Origin of the sequence: Flavihumibacter cheonanensis, assembly GCF_022352215.1 — a bacterium.
Taxonomy (GTDB): domain Bacteria; phylum Bacteroidota; class Bacteroidia; order Chitinophagales; family Chitinophagaceae; genus Flavihumibacter; species Flavihumibacter cheonanensis.
Genome location: NZ_JAKRWF010000001.1, coordinates 1833082 through 1854259, shown reverse-complemented (window position 1 = coordinate 1854259; position 21178 = coordinate 1833082). Strand labels below are relative to the sequence as shown.

The following is a 21178-nucleotide window of genomic DNA, read 5'->3' as shown; positions in this document are numbered from 1 at the left end:
AGCGACTGAATGAGACTTATCTACAGCTTACTATTATTTACTACACTAGTCTTACTGACTGCCTGTGGAAAAGAAAATCTCAGCTCCGGCCGGGAATTGGTGGGTAGCTGGGTAGACGTTAATCATACCGCTGATACCCTCGTTTTTTTTAAGAAAGGTGGAATCGTTGTTTTACTGGATAACTCACTCACTTATAGAACGATCCGGCAAAATTCCACCAATTTTGATCTGCTAACGAATCAATATGAAGTACGCATGGGTGGAGGAGAGTTATTTACACGCCCCTTAACTATGCGGGAAACAGGGATAGAAAATTTTTTCCGGGGAAAATTTGAATGGGTGGATGGAAAACAATCCTTTTCCGTAGAACCTAATGGATTCCGACCTTACCTGAGTTGTACCGGTTGTCCCCAGCGCTTCCGCAAAATAGATTAATCCTGGACGGTTAATACAAGGTGAGATGTGAGATGTGAGACGTGAAATGAAAAAGACCGGTAAAAGCCGGTCTTTTTCTATAAAGTTGGACAATCTTTATTTCAAAGAGGCCAGTAATTTTTGGTTGAGTACTACGTAGTCGTCGTTTTTGGCATTTTTAGCCAGTTCCATAGACTTATTGGCGGCAGCAATTGCTTCTGCTTTCTTGCCCAGTTTAGCCAGGCAATTAGCACGCTGGTGATGCACCCAGAAAGCATTCGGATTTTGCTCAGTTGCTTTGGTAAGCCATGTCAGCGCTTTATTCATGTCCTTGCCATTCTCCATATAGTACATGGCAGCCTGGAAGTAAGGGAATTTATCACCTTTCTCCAGTTCCTGAATTTGTGCCATTACCTTTCCATCAATATTGGCCTTGATGGGAACTGTTACTACAGTTCTGTCCCATACGATATCCATATTCATGGATGTAGGCTGGATGTTATCAAAACCAATCATAAAGGATTCAAGACTGAAGGGCAGTGACTCCGGACGAACAGTTACCCGAACCACATCCTGGTCTTGCTTATAAGCGGCCGGACTTGTAACATCTAATTGCTTTGTGAGTATTACCACCCACTCACTTGCACCTGGAATAGTCAGTAATCCATATTTGCCAGCTGGAACAGGTTTGCCACCAAATTCCACATCATCACCAAAGGTAATGGTGGTTGCGGCATTGGCTCCGGTACGCCAAACTTTACCGTATGGAACCAGATCTCCAAATACGGCACGATTCCGTATGGCGGGACGGGAATAAGACAATTCAACATTTGATAAGGCGAATTCCTGCTTTATGTAGGCAGCCGGACTTGGTTGAGGAGTTTTGAGCTGTGCCTGTACTCCCTGGAGGAGACAAAATGCTACAGACAGCGTAAGAATGATTTTTTTCATGATGAGCTGATTTTGAATGACAAATATAACGGCCTACGAAGCTAATTGTTTATGATCAAATGGATGAACGGAAAGCCGGATGAAATTCATGCAGGGTACGACGCAGAAACTCCCGGTCAAGATGTGTATAAATTTCGGTTGTGGTAATACTTTCATGTCCCAGCATTTCCTGAACAGCCCGAAGATCTGCTCCCCCTTCCACCAGGTGGGTGGCAAAGGAATGCCGGAACGTATGCGGGGAAATGGATTTTTGAATGCCAGCTTTTTTTGCAAGTTCTTTTATCACCAGGAAGATCATCACCCGTGTTAAGGGCTGACCGCGGCGGTTCAAAAAAACGATATCCTCTGCCCCCGGTGTAATGATTTGATGTGATCGAACCAGTTTAAGGTATATCTCCAACTGGCGGATCGCTTTTTCTCCAATGGGTACCAGCCGTTCTTTATTTCCCTTTCCAATTACCCGTATAAATCCGCTATCCAGGTACAAACAGGAAATTTGCAGACCAACGATCTCGCTTACCCGAAGTCCGCAACTGTACATCGTTTCCAGAATAGCTTTATTTCTTTCTCCCTCAGGTTTGCTAAGATCAATTGTTGAAATGATTGCCTCTATTTCTTCATAGCTCAAGGTGTCGGGCAACTTGCGCTGAAGTTTGGGTGCTTCGAGCAGGGCAGTAGGATCGGTTTTTGTGATTTGCTCTACCAGGCAATAGGTGTAAAAACTCCTGAGTCCGGATAGGATCCTGGCCTGGGAGCGTTGGCTCATACCCAGTTCGGCAATCCAGCGCAGGAATGCCTGCAATTGTTCGGGAGAAATTTTATCAGGTGAAGAAGCAGTGCCAGCTATATCAAGATACTGAATCAGCAGGTCCAGATCATGCAGGTATGCAGCCACCGAATGATCCGCCAGTGATTTTTCCAATCGCAGCCAGGCTTTAAATCCTTTTTTATAAGATGCCCACATGATAATTTGTTCCGGTATAAGAAGCAAATTAACGCATTGAATCCTTTATATTGCGATTTCATAAACAAGTGACCGAATGGAGCTGGCGACCAATCCCCGTGCTGTTAACCTGCGACAGTTTAAAAAACAGGTAATTGAAAGAAAACGTACCCTGAAGCGATTTTTGACCAAACTGGAAAATGAACGTCCGCGGGGAATTGACAAAATCACTCCCGTAATAGAACAGGAAGTTTGGTCGGAAGTGGATTGTCTTACCTGCGCGAATTGCTGTAAAAAAATGAGTCCGACTTTTACCAAACAGGATCTTATCCGAATCTCCGCGCATCTCCATATGACCGTTGATGCTTTCAAAGAAAAGTGGTTGTTTTTCGATAAAAAAGATAAAGACTGGATGAATGTGAAACAGCCTTGTCAGTTCTTAGACCTCAAAACCAATATGTGTAGTATTTATGAAGTACGGCCTGCAGACTGTGCCGGCTTTCCCCATCTGAGTAAAAAGAAAGCGGTGGATTATATGCATGTACACAAACAGAATATCGAGTATTGTCCGGCTACCTTCAAAATGGTGGAGAAATTAAAAGCAGCCATATCACTGGTTCAGCTCAGCCGCGTTCGCTAAGAAAGGTCCTGGAAATGAAGGATCTTTATTTCATCCGGTGTTAATTCAACAGCAAGCACATCAAAGCTGATGCGTTTCCATTGAGGTTGTACCTCCAGGAAAGCAGCCGCAACAGATTGGATATGCTGAATTTTTTTGGAAGTGACGGCAGTTTCCGGCGAGCCGAAACCTATACCGGTGCGCGTTTTTACCTCTGTGAAATGTAATACTTCGTTGCAACAGGAAATGATGTCAATTTCCTTTCGGAAGTATTTCCAATTGCGATGCAGGATGCGGTGCCCAAGTGTTTCCAGAAACTTTATGGCTTCCTCTTCGCCCAATTTTCCAGTATGCAGATTTGCCTGTTTCACTCACTGATTTTGTCCTAATTTCGGCGCGCTATGGATATTCAAAATAAGTTATTTGATCTGGAAGGAACGGTGCAGCCCTATCAATGGGGTGGTTTTACTTATATACCAGCCTTGTTATCACGGGAGGTTAAAACCGGACAACCAGCTGCTGAATACTGGCTGGGTGCCCATGTTCAGGCGCCATCCATCGTAAATGGAGAAGCAAAACTGGATGCGTTGCTGCAGCAACATCCCCAATTGTTAGGAGGTGCTGTTCAGTCTGCATTCGGACGACTTCCATATCTGCTGAAAGTACTGGATGTCAAAGATATGCTGAGTATTCAGGTGCATCCAACACGTGAAAGTGCAAAGAAAGGTTATGCCGCTGAAAATGCTGCGGGTGTTGCCTTAACGGCCTCCAATCGCAATTATAAAGACGACAATCACAAGCCTGAACTGGCATATGCCCTGGGCGAATTCTGGTTATTGCATGGATTCAGAGAAGCAGCATCATTGAAAGAAGTGTTGTCAGCGCGCTCAGAACTTCAATTTTTACTGGAAGTATTTGCGGAGAGTGAGTATGCGAATTTATATCGTACGGTTATGGAGATGCCGGATGAAGAAGTCGTGGCGCGTTTGCAACCATTGCTTGATCGGATCCTGCCAGCTTATTATGCAGGTAGTTTGGCAAAGTCCAATCCGGATTTCTGGGCCGCGAGAGCCGCAATTACCTATAATCAGCCGGGAAAGATTGACCGTGGAATTTTCAGCATCTACCTCTTGAACCTGGTAGAAATGAAAAAAGGACAGGCCATATTTCAGGATGCAGGCGTCTTACATGCATACCTGGAAGGTCAGAATGTGGAAATTATGGCAAATTCGGATAATGTGTTGAGAGGTGGGCTTACTCCAAAATTCGTTGATGTTCCAGAATTAATGAAACACGTGAGATTTGAGCCATGCGTTCCGAAACTGCTGGAAGGAATGGATGTTCAGCCTTTTGAAAAGGCTTTTCTGACACCGGCGGATGACTTTGAATTGCATATGCTGGAACTGCCTGCTGGAGCTGAACTGCCGCTTTCAACGGATACTGCCGACATATTACTGGTAATGGAGGGAGCCCTTGAAATCTGCGAGCAAGGTACTGGCTTTTCTCAAAACATGTCCAGGGGCCACTCTGTGCTACTGACAGCAGGAGCTAACGTAAAGATTTCCACAGCCGGGGGCTGCCAGGCTTTTCGGGCCACCGTACCTGTCGCTGCCAAGTGAAAATCCCCTATTTTTGTGCCTGATCCTTAACATTCGAGCTTTTGAATATGAAACTGAATAAATCTCTGATAGTATCATTTGTACTGTTGATTGTGGTTGCCGCCGTATACCGCATTATTCCGTCCCGCACTTTTGGATTTGCTCCTCAACTTGCAATGGCCATTTTTGGTGGCGCGCTGATCAAGGATAAGAAGTGGGCTTTCGCCTTGCCAATATTTTCTATGTTTCTTAGTGATTTGCTTTATCATGGACTGTACAAGGCAGGCATTACAACAACGCAGGGTTTTTATAGTGGACAGGTTTTGAACTATGCGCTTTTTGCAATGATGACTGTGATTGGTTTTTACATTAAGAAGATCAATGTTTTGCAGGTAGGGCTAGCATCTGTAGCTGCACCAACCCTGTATTTTCTGCTTTCCAATTTTAGTGTATGGGTATTTGGTGGCGGATGGGGACATCCCAAAACCTTTGCCGGATTGATGGCAACCTTTACAGACGGACTGCCATTTTACCCCGTCAGCGTTTATTCCACCCTATTTTTCAGTCTGCTGTTATTTGGAGGTTATTATCTCCTTTACGGTAACAAAAAAGTAGAGTTAGCGTAAGGCCCCCCGTTCCACTTTCAGCTGTCTGGAGTTGCCGCCCTCCATCTGTTTCCAGTTATTCAGATTGAAGCGACCGTTTCCTTCCAGTGTTCCTTTAATGATATAGGCCCTAACCGGAGCTTTGGTAGGATTCCAGTGTAGCGATTCTCCTGGTTCACAAACCTCGGGTTTGCCTGCTTCATTCCATACAAACCAGGCTTCATTAGTTCCAAAGGCAGTAGCCCATCCAGTTTCATCAATCGCTACGGCTGTTTTTTCATCTACTCCAATCCCGCGGATTGTTTTGATTTTTTCTTCTTGCAGCAGCCTTGCCATCCAACTGATATGCCGGCCCTGCCTGTTGCGCTGACTGTAATGTGAGTCGGTGATGGTATTACGCAGGATGGGGGCTACGATGAAATCTTTTCTGCCAATTGCATTGGCAATATGGTATGGACTTTCAAGTGCAGTTTCCGATTGAATGGTACCGTATTGGGCAGCAAAATAATAATCGCCCAGAATTGCACAACCTGCGCTGGTGCCACCTACCGGCACTTTCTTTTCAGTGATTAAAAAGTTGATCGCGTCTTCAACTGGTGAATCTCTCCAATAACGGGTATAATTCCATTGATCACCGCCGGCTATAAATAAAAGTTCCGCCTTGCGGATTTTTTCTGCCACTATGGGTAAGAATGCTTTATCCCGACTGTTGATCAGGATGGTTTCTACGGAATTTACTTTTGCGAGGTCAAAAAGGTACTGGTTGTATCCATCAGACCCGGAGGATCGGATCACTACCACATCTCCGCCACCAGACTGTTCCAACAACCAAAGCATCGCGGAATTCACATCCGTACTACCTCCTGCGAGCAGTAATCCGGGCTTGGTTATGGTTTGCACATCAGAAGAATCTCCTGTCAGATAAATACGAAGTGGATCTGTATCGCTGATTTGAGCAAACAAATCGACCGGGAGACTAACGGTGAGTATTAAGTGAAAAACAAAATTCAATATTTTCATGTGTCTTGTTGTTTATTCAAATTTGATCAGGCCATTACCGCAACCAGGTTCAATGCTTTTTTCACCAGGTTTGGGTTGCCCTGAATTTTAATTGTTTCCGGATCTTGAATCAATACATCCTCCGGTCGAATGGCTTTAGTAAATAATTTCCAGGCAATGGCGGGATGAATTTCTATTCCTGCAACAGCATTTGTTTTCATTTTTGACAATCTCCAAGTTGCCGGATTTTTTATCAAAAACCAGGTTGCAGATTCAACTTCGCGTATGCTAATTTTAATTACTGTGCCTTCTTCAGCCTGCTGATTGCGATACTGAAAGGGAAGACCGCGTATGATAGTTTCCAGAAATGGCAGGTAATATTTCTGTTCAAGTAACGGTTGAAGTGCACCAACTGCTTCCCGAATCTGTGCCTGATGATGCCATTTTTCCGTGTATTCACGCGCGATATGAAACCAGTTTTGCGAGGATTGCTCACCCGCCCAGGCAACGGAAAAAACGGCCGGACCAAACGGGTCCAATTTCCGGTAATGGCTTGAAACTTGCGGATTGGTATAGGAGAGTAGTTCTATAAGTACAGCAGGACTTACTCTGGCAAAAGCTTTTATCCAATCTGCATTGAGCTGATTAAGCCATCCAACCAGGTCCTGGTAATTGTCAATAGGTGGCGGCTTTTCTCCAAAAAAGGCATCTCTACTCATAGAGAGTGTTCTGATATTCCCATCCAGCAAATGCGCTACAATATCCTTTACTTTCCAATGGCGGGCAACTGTTGGGCGATTCCAGTCTTCTTTCGTTAGAGAACGCAAACAATCAAGTAAGAGGTTGTCCAGTTCCTCAAATAAATCTGATATGAATATGGGTTCCATTTGTTTATCCTTACAGTAGTTGATCCGGATAATTTACAGGGGTTGATTTATTCCCTGCACTTTGAAGATACCGATTCTTCCAGGCAGTTGCAGCTGCAAGTAGTGCCAGAAAAAAAATGACGCTAAGGCCGGTTGCCATAGTAAACTTTTCTGAAATGATGCCTACCAGTGAGGGGCCGGTGAGAAAGCCAAGTAAACCACCCGTTGCAACAGCCGATATGCCACTGACGGCGCTTACTCCCGGTACCTTGGTGGCCGTGCTGAACAACACTGGCACAACGCAGGAAAATCCAAGTCCTACGAGTGTAAATCCCGCAATTGCAAGAGGAATCGAAGTAAAACTAACCGTCAGCAGATAGCCAGTTGCAGCTATCAGACAACCTCCAATCACCACATTTTTATCACCAATTTTTGGAATCAGCGCATCGCCATTAAAGCGGCCAAGTGCCTTTGCAATGGAGAAACCTGCAAATCCGATTCCTGCAATTGCCTTTGTTCCATTCAGGGATTCACGAAGGTAGAGGGCGCTCCAGTCTGCAACACAACCTTCTCCCATAAAGGTGACAAAGCAGATAAAGGAAAGTCCGATCAGACCTCCGGAGGGTAAACGAAAGCGGCTATCTGAAGCAATCTCTACCTGATGTGCCAACAATTCATTACGTAACAAAAAAAGGCCAATTGAAAGTGTTAGCGCCACCATCGCGATCTGCCAGACGGCTGGTATCTGCAGCCAGTAAAAAATGGAGGCGAGTCCGGCGCTGATACCTCCGCCTAAACTATACATGCCATGTGAAGTACTCATCAGGCGGCGCTGCAATTTTTGTTCCAGTTGATCCACCATTGCATTGGTTGACACACCGTTTAGAAAGCCGGAAAGTCCGGTTGAAAAAAGTGCAATCATCAATACCGGTACAGTAGGGGCGGTTACCTGCAGAATAAAGGCGGCACAATAAAAGAGGCTACCATAATACATCCAGTTACCTACAGATACCCGTTTAAAAAACCAGGGCGCGATGGCAACTCCGGTGAGTGCACCCAGCGGCGCAAGCAGCAGGGTGAGCCCAAGTGTGGCATCTGTGAGTTCCAGTCTTTGTTTTACCTGGGGAATCGCAGCCACCCAAATGCCCAGTAAAATACTGGAAACAGCGAACAGGTATCCGATGCTTAAGCTGGAGCGCTGACGCAGGTACAATAAAGTATTGGTAAGCATCGGGTAGGGAGATTATAATGATTTATGTAGGACCAGTTGATGTTTGCAAACGATTCCCTCTTCCATTATCGGTTGTGGATAATGGTGAGTAAAATAATTCCAGCGTACATCCGTAAGTTCAAAGCCTGCCTGCTGATACAACTGGAATGGTTTGATACTCGAGTTTCCTGTGCATACCTGGAGCTCAGTAAAACCGAGCCGCCGCGCCCTTTCACCGGCCTCTTCCAATAATAATCTACCAATTCCTTTTCTCCGATAACCGGGAGTAACCGCCAATACTTTAATTTCTGCTTTGGTTTTGCCTTCGGGTGACAGGGCCAGTACGCCTACAGTAAGGTCGAGGTGATTAGCAACCAGGATAAGACAATGGGGCAGGTATTCTGCAACTTGTTCCTGGTTTGGGTCAGCCATAAGGATCAGATCCATTGGAGGAGCTACGGTATCCGGGAGTGAACTAATCCGGATATCCGCAGGCGGTTTGGTTTCGGTCATGTATCAAATATCCAATATTTCCAGCATCTGAAAACAGGAGATCGTAGTTTGATATTTTAGGGATTCTCTGCTTCGTAGACGGAGTCGATCAGCAGGTGTTTCCCATCTGCTGCGGTAGTGGCCAGTACGTCACATCGGTTGTTAAATGGATTATCGGCATGTCCTTTTACCCATTTGAACCGGATATGGTGCTGCTTCGCGAGTTCGTGATATTTGGTCCAGAGATCCCGGTTTTTTTTACCCCCTTTGAAGTTGGTCGCGATCCAGTTTTTTAGCCAACCCTCTTCAACGGCTTTCACAACGTATTGGCTGTCGCTGTAGATCGTGATTTTTAAACCGGTTTTAGTAAGTGCTTCAAGCCCTGCGATAACTGCCATTAATTCCATCCGATTATTGGTGGTTTTGCGATAGCCGTTGGACAATTCTTTTTCCCTGGTGCCCCATTTAAGTATGGTACCATAGCCACCCGGACCGGGATTTCCCCGGCTGGCACCGTCTGTATAGATGATGAGTTCGGACATGAGGAAGTGAAAGGTGAAAGGTGAAAAGTGAAACGTGAGACGTGAGACGTGAAATGTTTTTTTCGTCTCACGTCTAACGTCTCACGTCTGTATTACTCCTGTTTTAAACACGGGCATTTCCGGATTATGATTAGCGGCTTCAATACCGTTTGCGATTACCCGACGGGTCTGCAAAGGATCAATGATTTCGTCTACCCATAACCGGGAGGCTGCATAATAAGGGGTAGTTTGTTCGTCGTATTTCTGTTTGATGGATTGTAATACCTGTTGTTCCTGCTCAGGTGTAATTTCTTCACCCTTGGCTTTCATGGAAGCAACCTGGATCTGCATCAGGGTTTTCGCCGCCTGGTCGCCGCCCATCACTGCAATCTTTGCGGTTGGCCAGGCATAAATGAAACGGGGATCATAGGCTTTACCGCACATGGCATAATTACCTGCACCATATGAATTACCAACAATGATCGTGATTTTAGGTACTACGGAATTGGCCACTGCATTAACTAGTTTGGCACCGTCTTTAATGATGCCCGCATGCTCACTTCGGCTGCCCACCATAAAGCCGGTTACATCCTGCAGGAAAACCAGCGGAATTTTTTTCTGGTTGCAATTCATTATAAAGCGAGCCGCTTTATCAGCACTGTCATTGTAGATTACACCTCCCATCTGCATTTCACCTCTTTTGCTTTTCACGATCAGGCGCTGGTTCGCTACAATACCAACTGCCCAACCCTCAATGCGCGCATAACCGCAGAGAATGGTTTTCCCGTATTCGGCTTTAAATTCTTCAAATTCGGAATCATCTACCAGGGCTGTGATGAGTTCCCGCATGTCATAAGGCTTGCTGTTGTTTTCTGCCAACAAGCTATAGAGTTCTTCGGTTGCTTTTTTGGGTGCTTTGGGTTGGGTTCGATTAAAGCCGGCCTGCTGCGGTTTCGCCAGTTTACTCATGATTTTTTTGATATGATCCAGGCACTCTTTTTCTGTCGGAAATTTATAATCCGCAATTCCGGAAAGCGCATTGTGCGTTTCAGCGCCACCCAGCGTTTCAGCATCGATATCTTCACCGATGGCTGCCTTTACCAGGTAAGGGCCGGCCAGAAATATAGAACCGTTCCCTGCCACCATCAGGGTTTCATCGCTCATGATTGGCAGGTAAGCACCTCCTGCTACACAGGGTCCCATAACTGCTGCGATCTGCGTGATACCCATTGCACTCATGCGGGCATTGTTGCGGAAGATCCGGCCAAAATGTTCCTTATCAGGGAATATTTCATCCTGCATGGGCAGGAAAACACCGGCACTATCTACCAGATAGATGACAGGCAGGTGATTTTCCATGGCGATTTCCTGCATCCGCAGATTTTTTTTCCCGGTAATAGGAAACCAGGCTCCGGCTTTAACTGTCTGATCGTTGGCAAGAATCACACATTGTCTGCCGCTCACGTAACCAATACCGGCAACTGTTCCACCTGCGGGGCATCCACCCTGGTCTTCGTACATACCATATCCTGCAAAACTTCCGATTTCCAGAAACTCCGTTTCGGCATCAATCAGGTAATCGATCCGCTCGCGTGGGGTCAACTTATTTTTTTCGTGTTGTTTCTCAATGGATTTTTTACCGCCGCCGACAAAGATTTTTTCGCGGCGTTTCTTCAGATCACTGAGCAAGAGCTTCATAGCATCTTCATTCCGGTTCTTTTCGATATTCATGGCAGGCATTTTTGAATTTTCTTTTTGCATTGAACATTCTATTATTGCGAATAGTTGTAACAACATGCAGGAAAGAACGGGGCAAAGATACCGGTATACAGGTTTATACCTTCTGGCAGGCACAGCTTTATTCATTAAGCTGGTGTCAATTTTTCCTGATTTGGTGGAAAAATATTATTCGACCGGGGTTTACCCGGTGATCTCCAGGGTGCAGCGCTTTTTGTTTGGATGGATGCCACTCAGTTTCGGTGACCTCCTCTACGCGATAGCAACTATCGGACTGGTATATGCGCTGGTAAAATTTATCAGGGCTATAATGCAAAAACGCATTGATCTTAAGTGGTTGCTTAGGGCAGGCGTGAAAGTAATGCGGGTCTGGTTGTGGGTCTATATTCTGTTTAATCTGTTATGGGGATTGAATTACAACAGGGTAGGTATTACCCGGCAGGCTGGTATACGGCCGGGGCAATATACAACTGCTGAACTGGATAGCCTTGTGCAGGTTTTATCCAAAAGGATGGAAGCCGACCGAACCATATCGCTTCCCGAACGCCAGCCTCTCCGGCACAAAAGAACCCTTTTTACAAGGGCTTTCAGCGCCTATCAGCAACCGGGTACGCGTGCTCTGTTTTTAAAATACGGCGGCCAAAGTGTTAAGCCTTCCCTTTATAGTTATCTGGGAAATTACCTGGGTTTTACGGGGTATTATAATCCGTTTACCGGAGAGGCTCAGGTGAATACCACCGTTCCTGTATTTGTTCAGCCCTTTACCACCTGCCATGAAATCGGCCACCAGCTTGGGTATGCAAGGGAGAACGAAGCCAATATGGCCGGCTTTCTGACGGCGAGTAAAAGTGAAAGTCCGGCTTTCCGCTATTCCGCATATTTTGATCTCTATCTATATGCTATTCGCGATTTGAACTTACGGGATTCAGCACTTGCACAGCAGCGCATGAACCAGTTGCCTGCTGGCGTAAAGGAAGATATTATCACTTTGCGAAAATTCAACCAGGAGCATGTAGGGTTACTGGAGCCTTTGGTCAGAACTCTGTATGCGCAGTATTTACGAGCCAATCAGCAACCATCCGGATTATTAAGTTATAACCAGGTGGTGGCACTGGTGATCGCCTATGGCAGAAAATATGGATGGGAGCGCCTCTGAACTCAGAATTTATTCTTCCACATCATACTTTCGATGGGCTTGTCTGGCTGTCCGCTGTATTTCGCATTTTTCTTCTGGTTGTAGGCTACTTCAATAGGTCCTTCTACCGGGAAGTAGATCAATTGCCCAATCGGCATGCCTTTGTACACTTTAACCGGTTGTTTTACAGAAATTTCAAGGGTCCAGTTACCGCAGAAACCAACATCGCCCTTGCCAGCTGTGGCATGGATGTCAATGCCAAGGCGACCGGTAGAGGATTTTCCTTCGAGGAAGGGGACATGCGCATGGGTTTCCGTATATTCCTCCGTTACGCCGAGGTAAAAAATATGAGGATATAACACGAATCCTTCCTCAGGGATTTCAAAATATTCGATCTGGTTATGCTTTTTGGCATCCAGGATATGTTCCTTGTAGGTGGCAAGCCATTTGCCCAGGTGAACATCGTAGGAATTGCTTCCGAGGCATTCGCGGTTATAGGGCTCAATTTTGATGGTGCCTTTTTCAATTTCTTCCAGTATGCGCGTATCCGACAAAATCATGTGCTTGGCTTAATTTATATTTGTTGCGTGGGACTGTTTAAGTGCCGCTGCAATGTTAGTGTCTTAATTTCAACCTTGGCCTTATTTTATCAACATAATATCAACCAAACAACCCGACTCGCAATTTGGCGTATTGAGGAACCGGAAGAATTCTTTCTCTCCAGCGTATCCCTCCACCAGGATGTGACCCATCCTTACAAGCGGCTGCAGCACCTTGCGGGCCGGTATTTATTGCCTGTCTTGTTTGATGATTTTCCATTGGAAGAGATCCTGGTAGCCGACACCCGGAAACCCTATTTGCCCGGGGAAAAATATCATTTTTCGATCTCGCATTGTGGCAATTATGCGGCGGCAATTGCCAGCAGCACGAACCGGGTGGGGATCGATATTGAGCTGGTAACGCCGCGGATTGAACGGATATCACCCAAGTTCTTATCAGAGGAGGAAAAAGCATACCTCGCTCAATGGGAATTGTTTGATCAATTGCAGTTGGAGATGACAACCGTAATCTGGAGTGCAAAAGAGGCGGTGTACAAGTGGTATGGGTTGGGTGGCCTGGATTTCAAAACGCACATGCAGCTCAGCGGCCCCTTAAAATACAATTCCAATCAGTGGATGGAAATTCCTTTTCGGTTTAACCTGGGGCAGACAATAGAAGTGCAGTTAGAAGCCAAAATTTTTGAACCACTGGTGATGGCTTACCTGGTGACCTGATTTTTTCCATGGGTTGCAATTCTCGCAGATAGTTTCTATCATTGGCGAAAATTTTTATCCTGTGAAAAAACAGCTCCTCTTTTTATTTTCTTTTTTCCTCTCTATCAGTGGATTTTCTCAATTACGTTTAGTAGCCGAAGGACCCGTATTTCCGGAATTGGAAGGGGGCGTTGGAAAAGTGCTGCTCCTAAAAGATGGAACTACCGCGTATCTGGCGGGAGAAAAGAATAAATATGAATTACGTGTGTACGGCATAGATCACAGGGAAAAATATGCGAAACAGCTAAATCTTGATATTCCCAGGAGTACTAAACTTGAAACCCTGTTTGAACATGCAGGTGAGCTGGTGTTGATGGCAAATGAAATTCACGACAAGCACACCGCACTGGCACGCTTTCGAATCAATCTGGCCAATGGAGCAGTGATAGAACGCAAGGAGTTAATGCAAATGCCAAGAGTACAAGGACCGGCAGGATTTGCAATTGGATTTGGGGCGTTGGCATCGCCCGATTTCACCATACGTATTGATGCTGAAACAGATCATTACGCGGTTGCGAGATTTAATACACTTGAATCGGATCGGAACAAACGGTTGGAAATAGTGCATTATGGTCCTGGGCACAAAGAGATTGGAAGGGCCTATTACCGGTCTCCACAGCAAAAATTCAAATACATCCATTTTGTGGATTTATTGGTAATGGGCAGTGACCAGGTGTTTACGCTCGTGTATGCTTATAATACTAAATCCAGTGGAGGGAAGGAATATGAATTACTGCTTGGGTCATTTTCTTCCGATAAAAAAGACATCGAGATGATTAAAATCAGTGCAGGCAAGGAACTGGGATTCTCCGGAGGATTGTTGAAGTTTAATCCCGTTACAAAAAAGATATTCCTCTTATCAAATATAATGAGTGAAGATCGGAAAGGTTTTATTCCAATGCTGGTAATTCTTGATCCTGTTTCAAGAAAGGTTGAAAAATCAGGAGTGGCTTACCCTGGTAATGCAGATAACATTGATAAGGAGTTATTTGGAAAAAGAAGTTCATTTCGGGGCTTGCCGCAGAATGTTTATATCAATCGTGATGGAAGTTATACTATCCTTTTTGAAGAAATTGTCATTCTTCAAGGTGATAAAACATTTACCACCGTACTTGGAAATGCTGCTGTTGTGTATTATGATTTGTTTGGAACGCCAATGGGGACCTATTATATTCCAAAGTGGCATTCGCATGATGCAGTAACGGTCCCAACTTTTTACCTTGCCAACAGGGAACGGGAGTTTACTCCATTTTACAGGGGCAATCAATTCCGGACCCTTGCTTACCTGGATGGCAACACCCAATCCTATTTACTGATCAATGATTTGGAAGAAAATGTGGAAGCCTGGAAAAAGGGGAAAGTGGAAGGTATCCGGAAAGTGGGTAGTACTGAAGCGTATCAATTCCAGCTAGCGGCAAAACAAGGAGTTCCGGATCGCTCGCTACTTTTTGCGGAGACAGGGGGAAAACGCTTTCACCAACTGGCGGTGATGGGGGTAAATGATTTTGACCGCAAGCGGAATGTTTTTGTAACGCTGAAGTTTGAAAAGGAGGGGCGAGACCGCGGTATTCGATTGGCCTGGTTTCAACCCTAAGCCTCCATTATCGGTCAGCGCCAATTTGTTATGTTGAATGTCAGGTAACTAGAGGCGCTTAAATATTTTTTGAGGAGGGATACAACGGAATAGTATCGGAAGCGCTCAGATAGCATAACTTCATAAAAACCCTTCTACATGAAAAATTTTATCAGTTTAAGTTTAGTGATTGCTATTACCATCAGTTCCCTCACGGCGTCTGCGCAGCGGATTAAACTGGAATCCGGAGATATTTCGGCACTGGCCGGCGAAAAAGAGATTAATACCGAGTTTGTGTACGATGGCATGTCGGTAGGTAAATTCAAGACAGAAGCCGAGTATGTAGCCAAAAAGACGGAGGAATACAATAAAAAAGAATCGGGCCGGGGAGATAATTGGGCCAAGTCATGGGTAGCAGATCGGGAGAGTCGCTTTCATCCAAAGTTTAATGAGTTGTTTGGCAGAGAAAGTGGGATTGCTTCAGGAAGTGCACCTGCTGCCAAATATACCATGATCGTAAAAACGGTTTCAACTGAACCTGGTTATAACATTGGAATCACCCGTGGTAACGCTAATATTTACCTGGAGGTTACCATCGTTGAAACAGCCAACCGCAGCAAGGAAGTAGCCAGAATCAAGGTGGACAAGGCACTGGGTCGTACCTTTGGCGGTTTTGATTTTGATACCGGTCTGCGCATCGGCGAAGCGTATGCAGATGCTGGAAAAGCATTGGGTGCTTACGTTAAAAAGAACGCAAAATAACATTCTTTCCGCCAGGGCGGAAGGCTTACTCAAGCAGTCCGGTGGGGTCATCTTCCTCATCAAGGAGTTGCAGGCTTATATTATCGGAGCCTGCAATTCCTTCGATACTGCCGCGGATATGGGCTGCGTTCAGCAATACTTTTTCCAGTTGTTTTTCCCGGGCTTTCCAAAGTTTTTCCATAGCATCCCGTTCTTTCTGAATGGAGAGTTTCATGCTCATAAAACCTTCGCGGATCGCCTTCCATTGTTCCGAAAATTCATTGCTCGTGAGGTAATCATAGAGCATATGCATCTTATCCCCTTTGTTTTCCTGGCTGCGCACGGCATTGAATACTTTGATAAGGCTTTCGCGTAATACCTGGGCCAGGGGTTTGACCTCAGTGAAAGAACAGATCCAGATACCGTTTTTTTCTCCGAACTGATCCATATCGTCTGGCATGGTCTGCGTTACCAGGATTGCGAGATCCGCTCCCTGGCTGCGCATATCAGCTTTGAGTTTTTCTATCCAGTCGCGGGTGAACCCTTTCGTTCTTTTACTTTCATAGATGATCTTCCCACATTCCTGACCGAATTGATTGCGCACCGTCTGGATGCAGTCTGCTCCCCGAACCCCTTTACCTACTTCAGTAATCAGGTCAAAAGGGAAACTGCTCTTCAGCATTTCCTCGAGGGCCAGTTCCTGGACTTCGCCCTGCAATTGCATGCTGCCCTGTTCGGCTTTGCGTTTCATTTCTTCAGCCAGTTTTTTCTGGTCTTCCAGCTGTTTTTCAAGTTCCTTTACACGCAGATTGAATTCGGATTCTTTTGCAGCAATTTTCTGTTCCTCAATTTTGCGGAGTTCTTCCGAGAGCCGGCCTCTTTCTTCCTGTAACCTTCGCTGGAGGCTGATCTCCAACTCTTCTTCCCTGGTTTTCAATTCCTGCTCTTTGCGCAGGAAGTCCAGCTCTTTCTGGCGGGCTGCCTTCAGTTTTTCCTCATTATCGCGATTGGCATCTTTAAGCAGGATGAGCTGGTTTTCGTAATCGGAGTGGAGTTGCTGTCGGATACTGGCCTCCAACTGCTGGTTCTGCTTTTTCAATTCCAGGTCGAGTTGCTGGCGGTAAGCCATTTCCTGCTGACGGCGGAACTGCTCAAAAGCTTCGTCTTTTTTTCGGAGTTCTTCCTCTTTCTGCTTTCGGTATTCCAGCATTTTTTCCCGGAGTTCCTGCTTTTCCTTTTCGATGGCTTCCTTCAGTTCATCGTTCAACGCTTCTTCCAGCGGGAATTCATGCGCACAATTCGGGCATTTGATATTAGTAGGCATACTGTACCAATTTGCGGCAATTTATTGTATCCTGCTGATTAATCGGACCGTTCGTATATTTAACACATGGCAGGTAAATACGACGCAATTGTTATAGGTTCGGGCATTAGTGGTGGCTGGGCCGCAAAGGAACTTTGTGAAAAGGGATTAAAGGTGTTGCTGCTTGAAAGAGGGCGGGATGTAAAGCATCTGAAGGATTACCCTACTGCAACTATGCATCCCTGGGAGTTTCCGCACCGGAATAAAATACCCCTGGATTTCTTAAAGGAAAACCCCATCGCAAGCAGGTGTTATGCGCTGAGTGAAAGCTCCGAACATTTTTTCGTGAAGGATAAGGAGCATCCCTACACACAGGAAAAACCATTTGACTGGATCCGCGGCTACCAGGTTGGTGGAAAATCGCTGTTATGGGCCAGGCAAACCCAGAGATGGAGCAAATTCGATTTTGAGGGGCCGGCCAGAGATGGTTTTGCCACCGACTGGCCGATCCGCTATGAGGATATTGCTCCCTGGTACAGCCATGTAGAACGATTTGCCGGTATCAGCGGAAATAAAGATGGATTGGAAACCCTGCCGGATGGCGAATTTCTGCCACCCTGGGAAATGAATTGCGTGGAGAAAGACATCGCTTCGGCCATACGTTCCAGTTATACCGACCGCTTTCCGGTTATTGGTCGTTGTGCGCACCTAACCGAACCACAACCGATTCACCTGGAGCAGGGCAGGGGTAAATGCCAGGCCCGGAGTTTATGTGAACGAGGTTGTCCCTTTGGCGGATATTTCAGTTCAAATTCTTCAACGATTCCCTGGGCAGCCAAAACAGGTAATCTGGAACTGCGCCCCAATTCGGTAGTACATTCCATTTTGTATGATGATAAATCACAAAAAGCCAGGGGTGTGCTGGTTATTGACAGCATTACCAAAGAGCAGCATGAGTTTGAGGCAAAGATCATTTTTGTGAATGCGGCAACCATGAATACGAACCTGATCCTTCTGAATTCTATCTCCTCCCGCTTCCCTAACGGATTGGGAAATGATAATGGATTACTCGGAACCCATGTGGCATTTCATAATTACCGTGGCATACTGAATGGAAGGGTGGAAGGCTATGAAGATACGTATTATAAAGGCAGAAGACCCTGTGCAGTGATGATGCCGAATTTCCGGAATGTTCGCAAGCAGGAGATGGATTTCCAGCGTGGATATATGACTTTCTATAGTGCCTATCGTCCGAGTTGGGGTAGAGGGGGAGAAGAAATAGGTGCAGCATTAAAAGAATCACTCACGGATCCTGGCGGGTGGAGCGTGTTTATGATGATGCAGGGAGAAACGATACCAAAGGAATCCAATCGCGTTAGCCTTGATAAAAATAACGTAGATGCCTGGGGTATCCCACAGCTATCCATAAACGTAGATTATGATGAGAATGATCTGAAGATCCTGAATGATTTTTTTGAACAGGGGCAGGAAATGCTGGAAAAAGCAGGAGTGAAATCGATTACTAAAACAGATACCAAACAGGCACCGGGATTGGATATCCACGAGATGGGAGGCGTAAGAATGGGGCATGATCCAAAAACCTCACTGCTGAATAAATGGAATCAGCTGCATGCCTGTAAAAATGTGTTTGTAACAGATGGAGCCTGCATGACATCCACCGGTACGCAGAATCCATCACTCACCTTTATGGCATTGACGGCAAGAGCTGCCAATTATGCGGTTGAAGAATTGAAAAAAATGAATTTGTAATATGGAACGGAAAACAGTTAGGGTATTGGTAGTGGGTTGCGGTAACATGGGAGCATCCCATGCATTAGCGTACCAGTTACTGGATGGTTTTGAGATAGCAGGTATTGTATCGCGGGGCGACAGTAAAAAACGCCTGAATGAAAAACTCGGGGGGGAGTATGCGCTTTTTGATTCCTTTACAGAAGCGCTGGCTGAAACCAAACCCGATGCGGTTTGCATCTCAACCTATCCCGATACCCATGAAGAATATGCTATTCTGGCAATGGAAGCAGGTGCGCATGTTTTCCTGGAAAAACCGGTTGCGGATACGGTGGCCGGAGCGGAGCGAGTAGTAACGAAGGCCAAAGAGTTGAATAAAAAACTCGTAGTGGGTTACATATTACGTCATCATCCCAGCTGGATCTATTTTATTGAACAGGCACAGCAATTAGGTAAACCATTGGTAATGCGCATGAACCTCAACCAGCAAAGTCATGGACTGATGTGGCAGGTACACCGCAACCTGATGAAAAGCCTGAGTCCGATTGTGGACTGCGGTGTTCATTATATAGATGTGATGTGCCAGATGACCCGGTCCAAACCTGTACAGGTTTCGGCTATAGGTGCCCGTTTGACAAATGATATTCCGGAAAGCAATTACAATTACGGTCAATTGCAAATCCGTTTTGAAGATGGATCGGTTGGCTGGTATGAAGCAGGGTGGGGCCCGATGATCAGTGAGACTGCTTTTTTTGTAAAAGATGTTATCGGTCCCAAAGGATCCGTATCAATTGTGGCGAAAAAAGCCAGTGCGGAAGGTCAGTCGGATGATGTATCCTCGCATACCAAAACCGAATCCATCCGTATACATTCAGCAGATTTGACCGCAGATGGCCGCTTTGCGAAAGAAGATAAATGGGTGGACCTGGAAGATGAACCGGATCACCAGGAATTATGCAATCGCGAGCAGGCTTATTTCTTACAAGCGATACAGGAAGGACTTGATTTGACTGATCATATGGAAGACGCAGTGAATAGTTTGCGCATTGCATTTGCGTGTGACGAATCGGTGCGGACGGGCAGGATCGTTGAACTTTAATACTACTTATATGCGGTTGTTTTATTGCTTGTTATTAGCCTTGTTGTGTTGTAAGCAAGGTTTGGTGGCGCAGATTGCCCAACCTGGTGCTGAGTTACCTGCCTGGAAAGAAGGTTACCTGGATATGCATCATGTTAATACAGGCAGAGGGAGCGCCGCATTTTATGTATTACCGGATGGCACCACGATGTTGCTGGATGCGGGAGAGATGGATATTCACGACGGTCGGGTTTTCACACCCAGGAACAGTGTGATAGTGCCAAACGACAGCAAAAAGCCATATGAGTGGATTGCTTCGTATATACAGCGTTTTCATCCTAAGTCAAAGCCGGTATTGGATTATGCATTGATCACACATTTTCACGATGATCATTTTGGCGCCTGGTATCCGGAAATTCCTTTGCATAAGAAGGGAGGATTCGGACTCACGGGAATAACCGGTGTGGCCAGTCTGATTCCGGTGAAAATGTTGCTGGACAGGGGCTATCCGGATTATAATTACCCGATTGCAAAAAACCGCTGGCTGGAGCAGGTGGGTAAGAATGATACGCCCTATCGCAGAACCATGGAGAATTATTGGCGCTTTATCGAGTTTGGCGTTAAAAACGGAATGGGGGCTGCCACTTTAAAAGCAGGTTCGGTTAACCAGGTTCGCCTGCAGTATAACAGAGAGGCCTATCCGCAATTCAGAGTACGAAATCTAAAGGCTAATGGGTTGATCTGGAGCGGGCAGGACAGCCTTGCTATTGATCATTTTCCTCCCGCGCATCCACAATTGCCGGCAACCTGGCCGGATGAGAATAGTATGAGCCTTGCCATTCTTATAGAATATGGCGGGTTTCGGTATTATACCGGAGGTGACAATCCAGGGAACCTTTTTTATGGAAATCACCACTGGCGAGATGTTGAAACACCAATGGCAAAAGTGACTGGAAGGGTAGATGTGGCTACCCTGGATCATCATGGAAACCGGGATGCGGTCAATGAATTTCAGGTGGAGACATTACAGCCGAGGGTCTGGATTGGTCAGAGCTGGTCGGCAGATCACCCCGGGCATGAAGTACTGGTGCGCATGGTGAGCCAGCATTTATACAATGGTCCGAGGGATTTATTTGCCACCAATATGCTGGAGGCTAACCGGCATGTGATTGGACCATTGATCGATCGGTCGTACAAAAGCCAGCAAGGCCATATCCTGGTTCGGGTGTTACCTGGGGGGAGCCAGTATTATGTAATCATATTGGATGACCAGCGGGAAGAAGCAAAGGTAAAAGCGGTCTTTGGGCCATACGATAGCCTGTCGAAATAAT

22 protein-coding genes are annotated in these 21178 nt (G+C 45.8%); 11 read left to right on the top strand and 11 right to left on the bottom strand.

Annotated elements, in window-relative coordinates; translation table 11 throughout:
* Window positions 1-9: 9 nt before the first annotated feature.
* The gene (locus tag MD536_RS08200) at window positions 10-435 is read left to right on the top strand and encodes a hypothetical protein (protein WP_239597645.1); all 426 of its coding nucleotides are present in this window, start codon (window positions 10-12) and stop codon (window positions 433-435) included.
* A 96-nt stretch (window positions 436-531) separates the two neighbouring features.
* On the opposite strand, the gene MD536_RS08195 is transcribed toward MD536_RS08200, so the two are convergent.
* Together MD536_RS08195 and xerD are read right to left on the bottom strand one after the other, a co-directional pair.
* Window positions 532-1365 carry a DUF2911 domain-containing protein gene (locus MD536_RS08195; RefSeq protein ID WP_239597642.1) on the bottom strand — a complete coding sequence of 278 codons (834 nt, stop codon included), beginning with the start codon at window positions 1363-1365 and terminating at the stop codon, window positions 532-534.
* 55 nt (window positions 1366-1420) lie between these two features.
* The gene (gene xerD / locus MD536_RS08190; protein ID WP_239597640.1) at window positions 1421-2329 is read right to left on the bottom strand and encodes a site-specific tyrosine recombinase XerD; all 909 of its coding nucleotides are present in this window, start codon (window positions 2327-2329) and stop codon (window positions 1421-1423) included.
* Window positions 2330-2405: 76 nt separating this feature from the next.
* Between xerD and MD536_RS08185 the strand changes: the two genes are divergently transcribed.
* Window positions 2406-2948, top strand: coding sequence for a YkgJ family cysteine cluster protein (locus tag MD536_RS08185; protein WP_239597638.1), 543 nt, complete (start codon window positions 2406-2408; stop codon window positions 2946-2948).
* Here MD536_RS08185 and MD536_RS08180 read toward each other — a convergent pair.
* Complete coding sequence (locus MD536_RS08180; protein ID WP_239597636.1) at window positions 2945-3298, bottom strand: YraN family protein; 354 nt, start codon at window positions 3296-3298, stop codon at window positions 2945-2947. The genes MD536_RS08185 and MD536_RS08180 overlap by 4 nt on opposite strands.
* Window positions 3299-3328: 30 nt before the next feature.
* Here MD536_RS08180 and manA point away from each other — a divergent pair, with 30 nt between their 5' ends.
* Both manA and MD536_RS08170 read left to right on the top strand, forming a co-directional pair.
* Window positions 3329-4546, top strand: coding sequence for a mannose-6-phosphate isomerase, class I (gene manA / locus MD536_RS08175; protein ID WP_239597633.1), 1218 nt, complete (start codon window positions 3329-3331; stop codon window positions 4544-4546).
* 47 nt (window positions 4547-4593) lie between these two features.
* Window positions 4594-5151, top strand: coding sequence for a DUF6580 family putative transport protein (locus MD536_RS08170; protein ID WP_239597630.1), 558 nt, complete (start codon window positions 4594-4596; stop codon window positions 5149-5151).
* Here the strand turns inward: MD536_RS08170 and MD536_RS08165 are convergent.
* The 6 genes from MD536_RS08165 to MD536_RS08140 form a co-directional block, all read right to left on the bottom strand.
* Window positions 5143-6150, bottom strand: a complete 1008-nt coding sequence (locus tag MD536_RS08165; RefSeq protein WP_239597628.1) for a cyanophycinase — start codon at window positions 6148-6150, stop codon at window positions 5143-5145. The two genes, MD536_RS08170 and MD536_RS08165, sit on opposite strands and share 9 nt — an antisense overlap.
* 26 nt (window positions 6151-6176) lie before the next feature.
* Window positions 6177-7016 (bottom strand): maleylpyruvate isomerase N-terminal domain-containing protein, encoded by an 840-nt coding sequence (locus MD536_RS08160; protein WP_239597617.1) that lies wholly within the window; start codon window positions 7014-7016, stop codon window positions 6177-6179.
* 10 nt (window positions 7017-7026) lie between these two features.
* Entirely contained in the window at window positions 7027-8226 is a 1200-nt protein-coding gene (locus MD536_RS08155; RefSeq protein WP_239597614.1) for an MFS transporter, read from the bottom strand.
* Between the two features lie 12 nt (window positions 8227-8238).
* Complete coding sequence (locus tag MD536_RS08150; protein WP_239597612.1) at window positions 8239-8718, bottom strand: GNAT family N-acetyltransferase; 480 nt, start codon at window positions 8716-8718, stop codon at window positions 8239-8241.
* A gap of 56 nt (window positions 8719-8774) precedes the next feature.
* On the bottom strand, window positions 8775-9239 hold the full coding sequence (rnhA, locus tag MD536_RS08145; RefSeq protein WP_239597610.1) for a ribonuclease HI: 465 nt from the start codon (window positions 9237-9239) through the stop codon (window positions 8775-8777).
* 81 nt (window positions 9240-9320) lie between these two features.
* Complete coding sequence (locus MD536_RS08140) at window positions 9321-10949, bottom strand: acyl-CoA carboxylase subunit beta (protein ID WP_239597608.1); 1629 nt, start codon at window positions 10947-10949, stop codon at window positions 9321-9323.
* A 64-nt stretch (window positions 10950-11013) separates the two neighbouring features.
* On the opposite strand from MD536_RS08140, the gene MD536_RS08135 reads away from it, so the two are divergent.
* Window positions 11014-12111 (top strand): DUF3810 domain-containing protein, encoded by a 1098-nt coding sequence (locus tag MD536_RS08135; RefSeq protein ID WP_239597604.1) that lies wholly within the window; start codon window positions 11014-11016, stop codon window positions 12109-12111.
* A 2-nt stretch (window positions 12112-12113) separates the two neighbouring features.
* Here the strand turns inward: MD536_RS08135 and dcd are convergent, their stop codons facing one another.
* Window positions 12114-12650, bottom strand: a complete 537-nt coding sequence (dcd, locus tag MD536_RS08130) for a dCTP deaminase (RefSeq protein ID WP_239597602.1) — start codon at window positions 12648-12650, stop codon at window positions 12114-12116.
* Window positions 12651-12725: 75 nt separating this feature from the next.
* Between dcd and MD536_RS08125 the strand changes: the two genes are divergently transcribed.
* The 3 genes from MD536_RS08125 (at window position 12726) to MD536_RS08115 (ending at window position 15738) form a co-directional block, all read left to right on the top strand.
* Window positions 12726-13364: a 4'-phosphopantetheinyl transferase family protein gene (locus MD536_RS08125; protein ID WP_239597600.1), complete on the top strand. Its 639-nt coding sequence runs from the start codon at window positions 12726-12728 to the stop codon at window positions 13362-13364.
* Window positions 13365-13425: 61 nt separating this feature from the next.
* The gene (locus MD536_RS08120; RefSeq protein ID WP_239597595.1) at window positions 13426-14997 is read left to right on the top strand and encodes a hypothetical protein; all 1572 of its coding nucleotides are present in this window, start codon (window positions 13426-13428) and stop codon (window positions 14995-14997) included.
* Window positions 14998-15135: 138 nt separating this feature from the next.
* A complete protein-coding gene (locus MD536_RS08115; RefSeq protein WP_239597594.1) occupies window positions 15136-15738 on the top strand; it encodes a hypothetical protein in 603 nt (200 codons plus the stop codon).
* Window positions 15739-15763: 25 nt separating this feature from the next.
* On the opposite strand, the gene MD536_RS08110 is transcribed toward MD536_RS08115, so the two are convergent.
* A complete protein-coding gene (locus tag MD536_RS08110) occupies window positions 15764-17041 on the bottom strand; it encodes a DUF2130 domain-containing protein (RefSeq protein ID WP_239597588.1) in 1278 nt (425 codons plus the stop codon).
* A 66-nt stretch (window positions 17042-17107) separates the two neighbouring features.
* Here MD536_RS08110 and MD536_RS08105 point away from each other — a divergent pair, with 66 nt between their 5' ends.
* From MD536_RS08105 to MD536_RS08095, 3 genes are all read left to right on the top strand, one after another.
* The gene (locus MD536_RS08105) at window positions 17108-18790 is read left to right on the top strand and encodes a GMC oxidoreductase (protein WP_239597585.1); all 1683 of its coding nucleotides are present in this window, start codon (window positions 17108-17110) and stop codon (window positions 18788-18790) included.
* 1 nt (window position 18791) lies between these two features.
* Window positions 18792-19868: a Gfo/Idh/MocA family protein gene (locus tag MD536_RS08100; RefSeq protein WP_239597582.1), complete on the top strand. Its 1077-nt coding sequence runs from the start codon at window positions 18792-18794 to the stop codon at window positions 19866-19868.
* A gap of 64 nt (window positions 19869-19932) precedes the next feature.
* On the top strand, window positions 19933-21177 hold the full coding sequence (locus tag MD536_RS08095; RefSeq protein WP_239597581.1) for a ComEC/Rec2 family competence protein: 1245 nt from the start codon (window positions 19933-19935) through the stop codon (window positions 21175-21177).
* The last annotated feature ends 1 nt before the right edge of the window (window position 21178 follow it).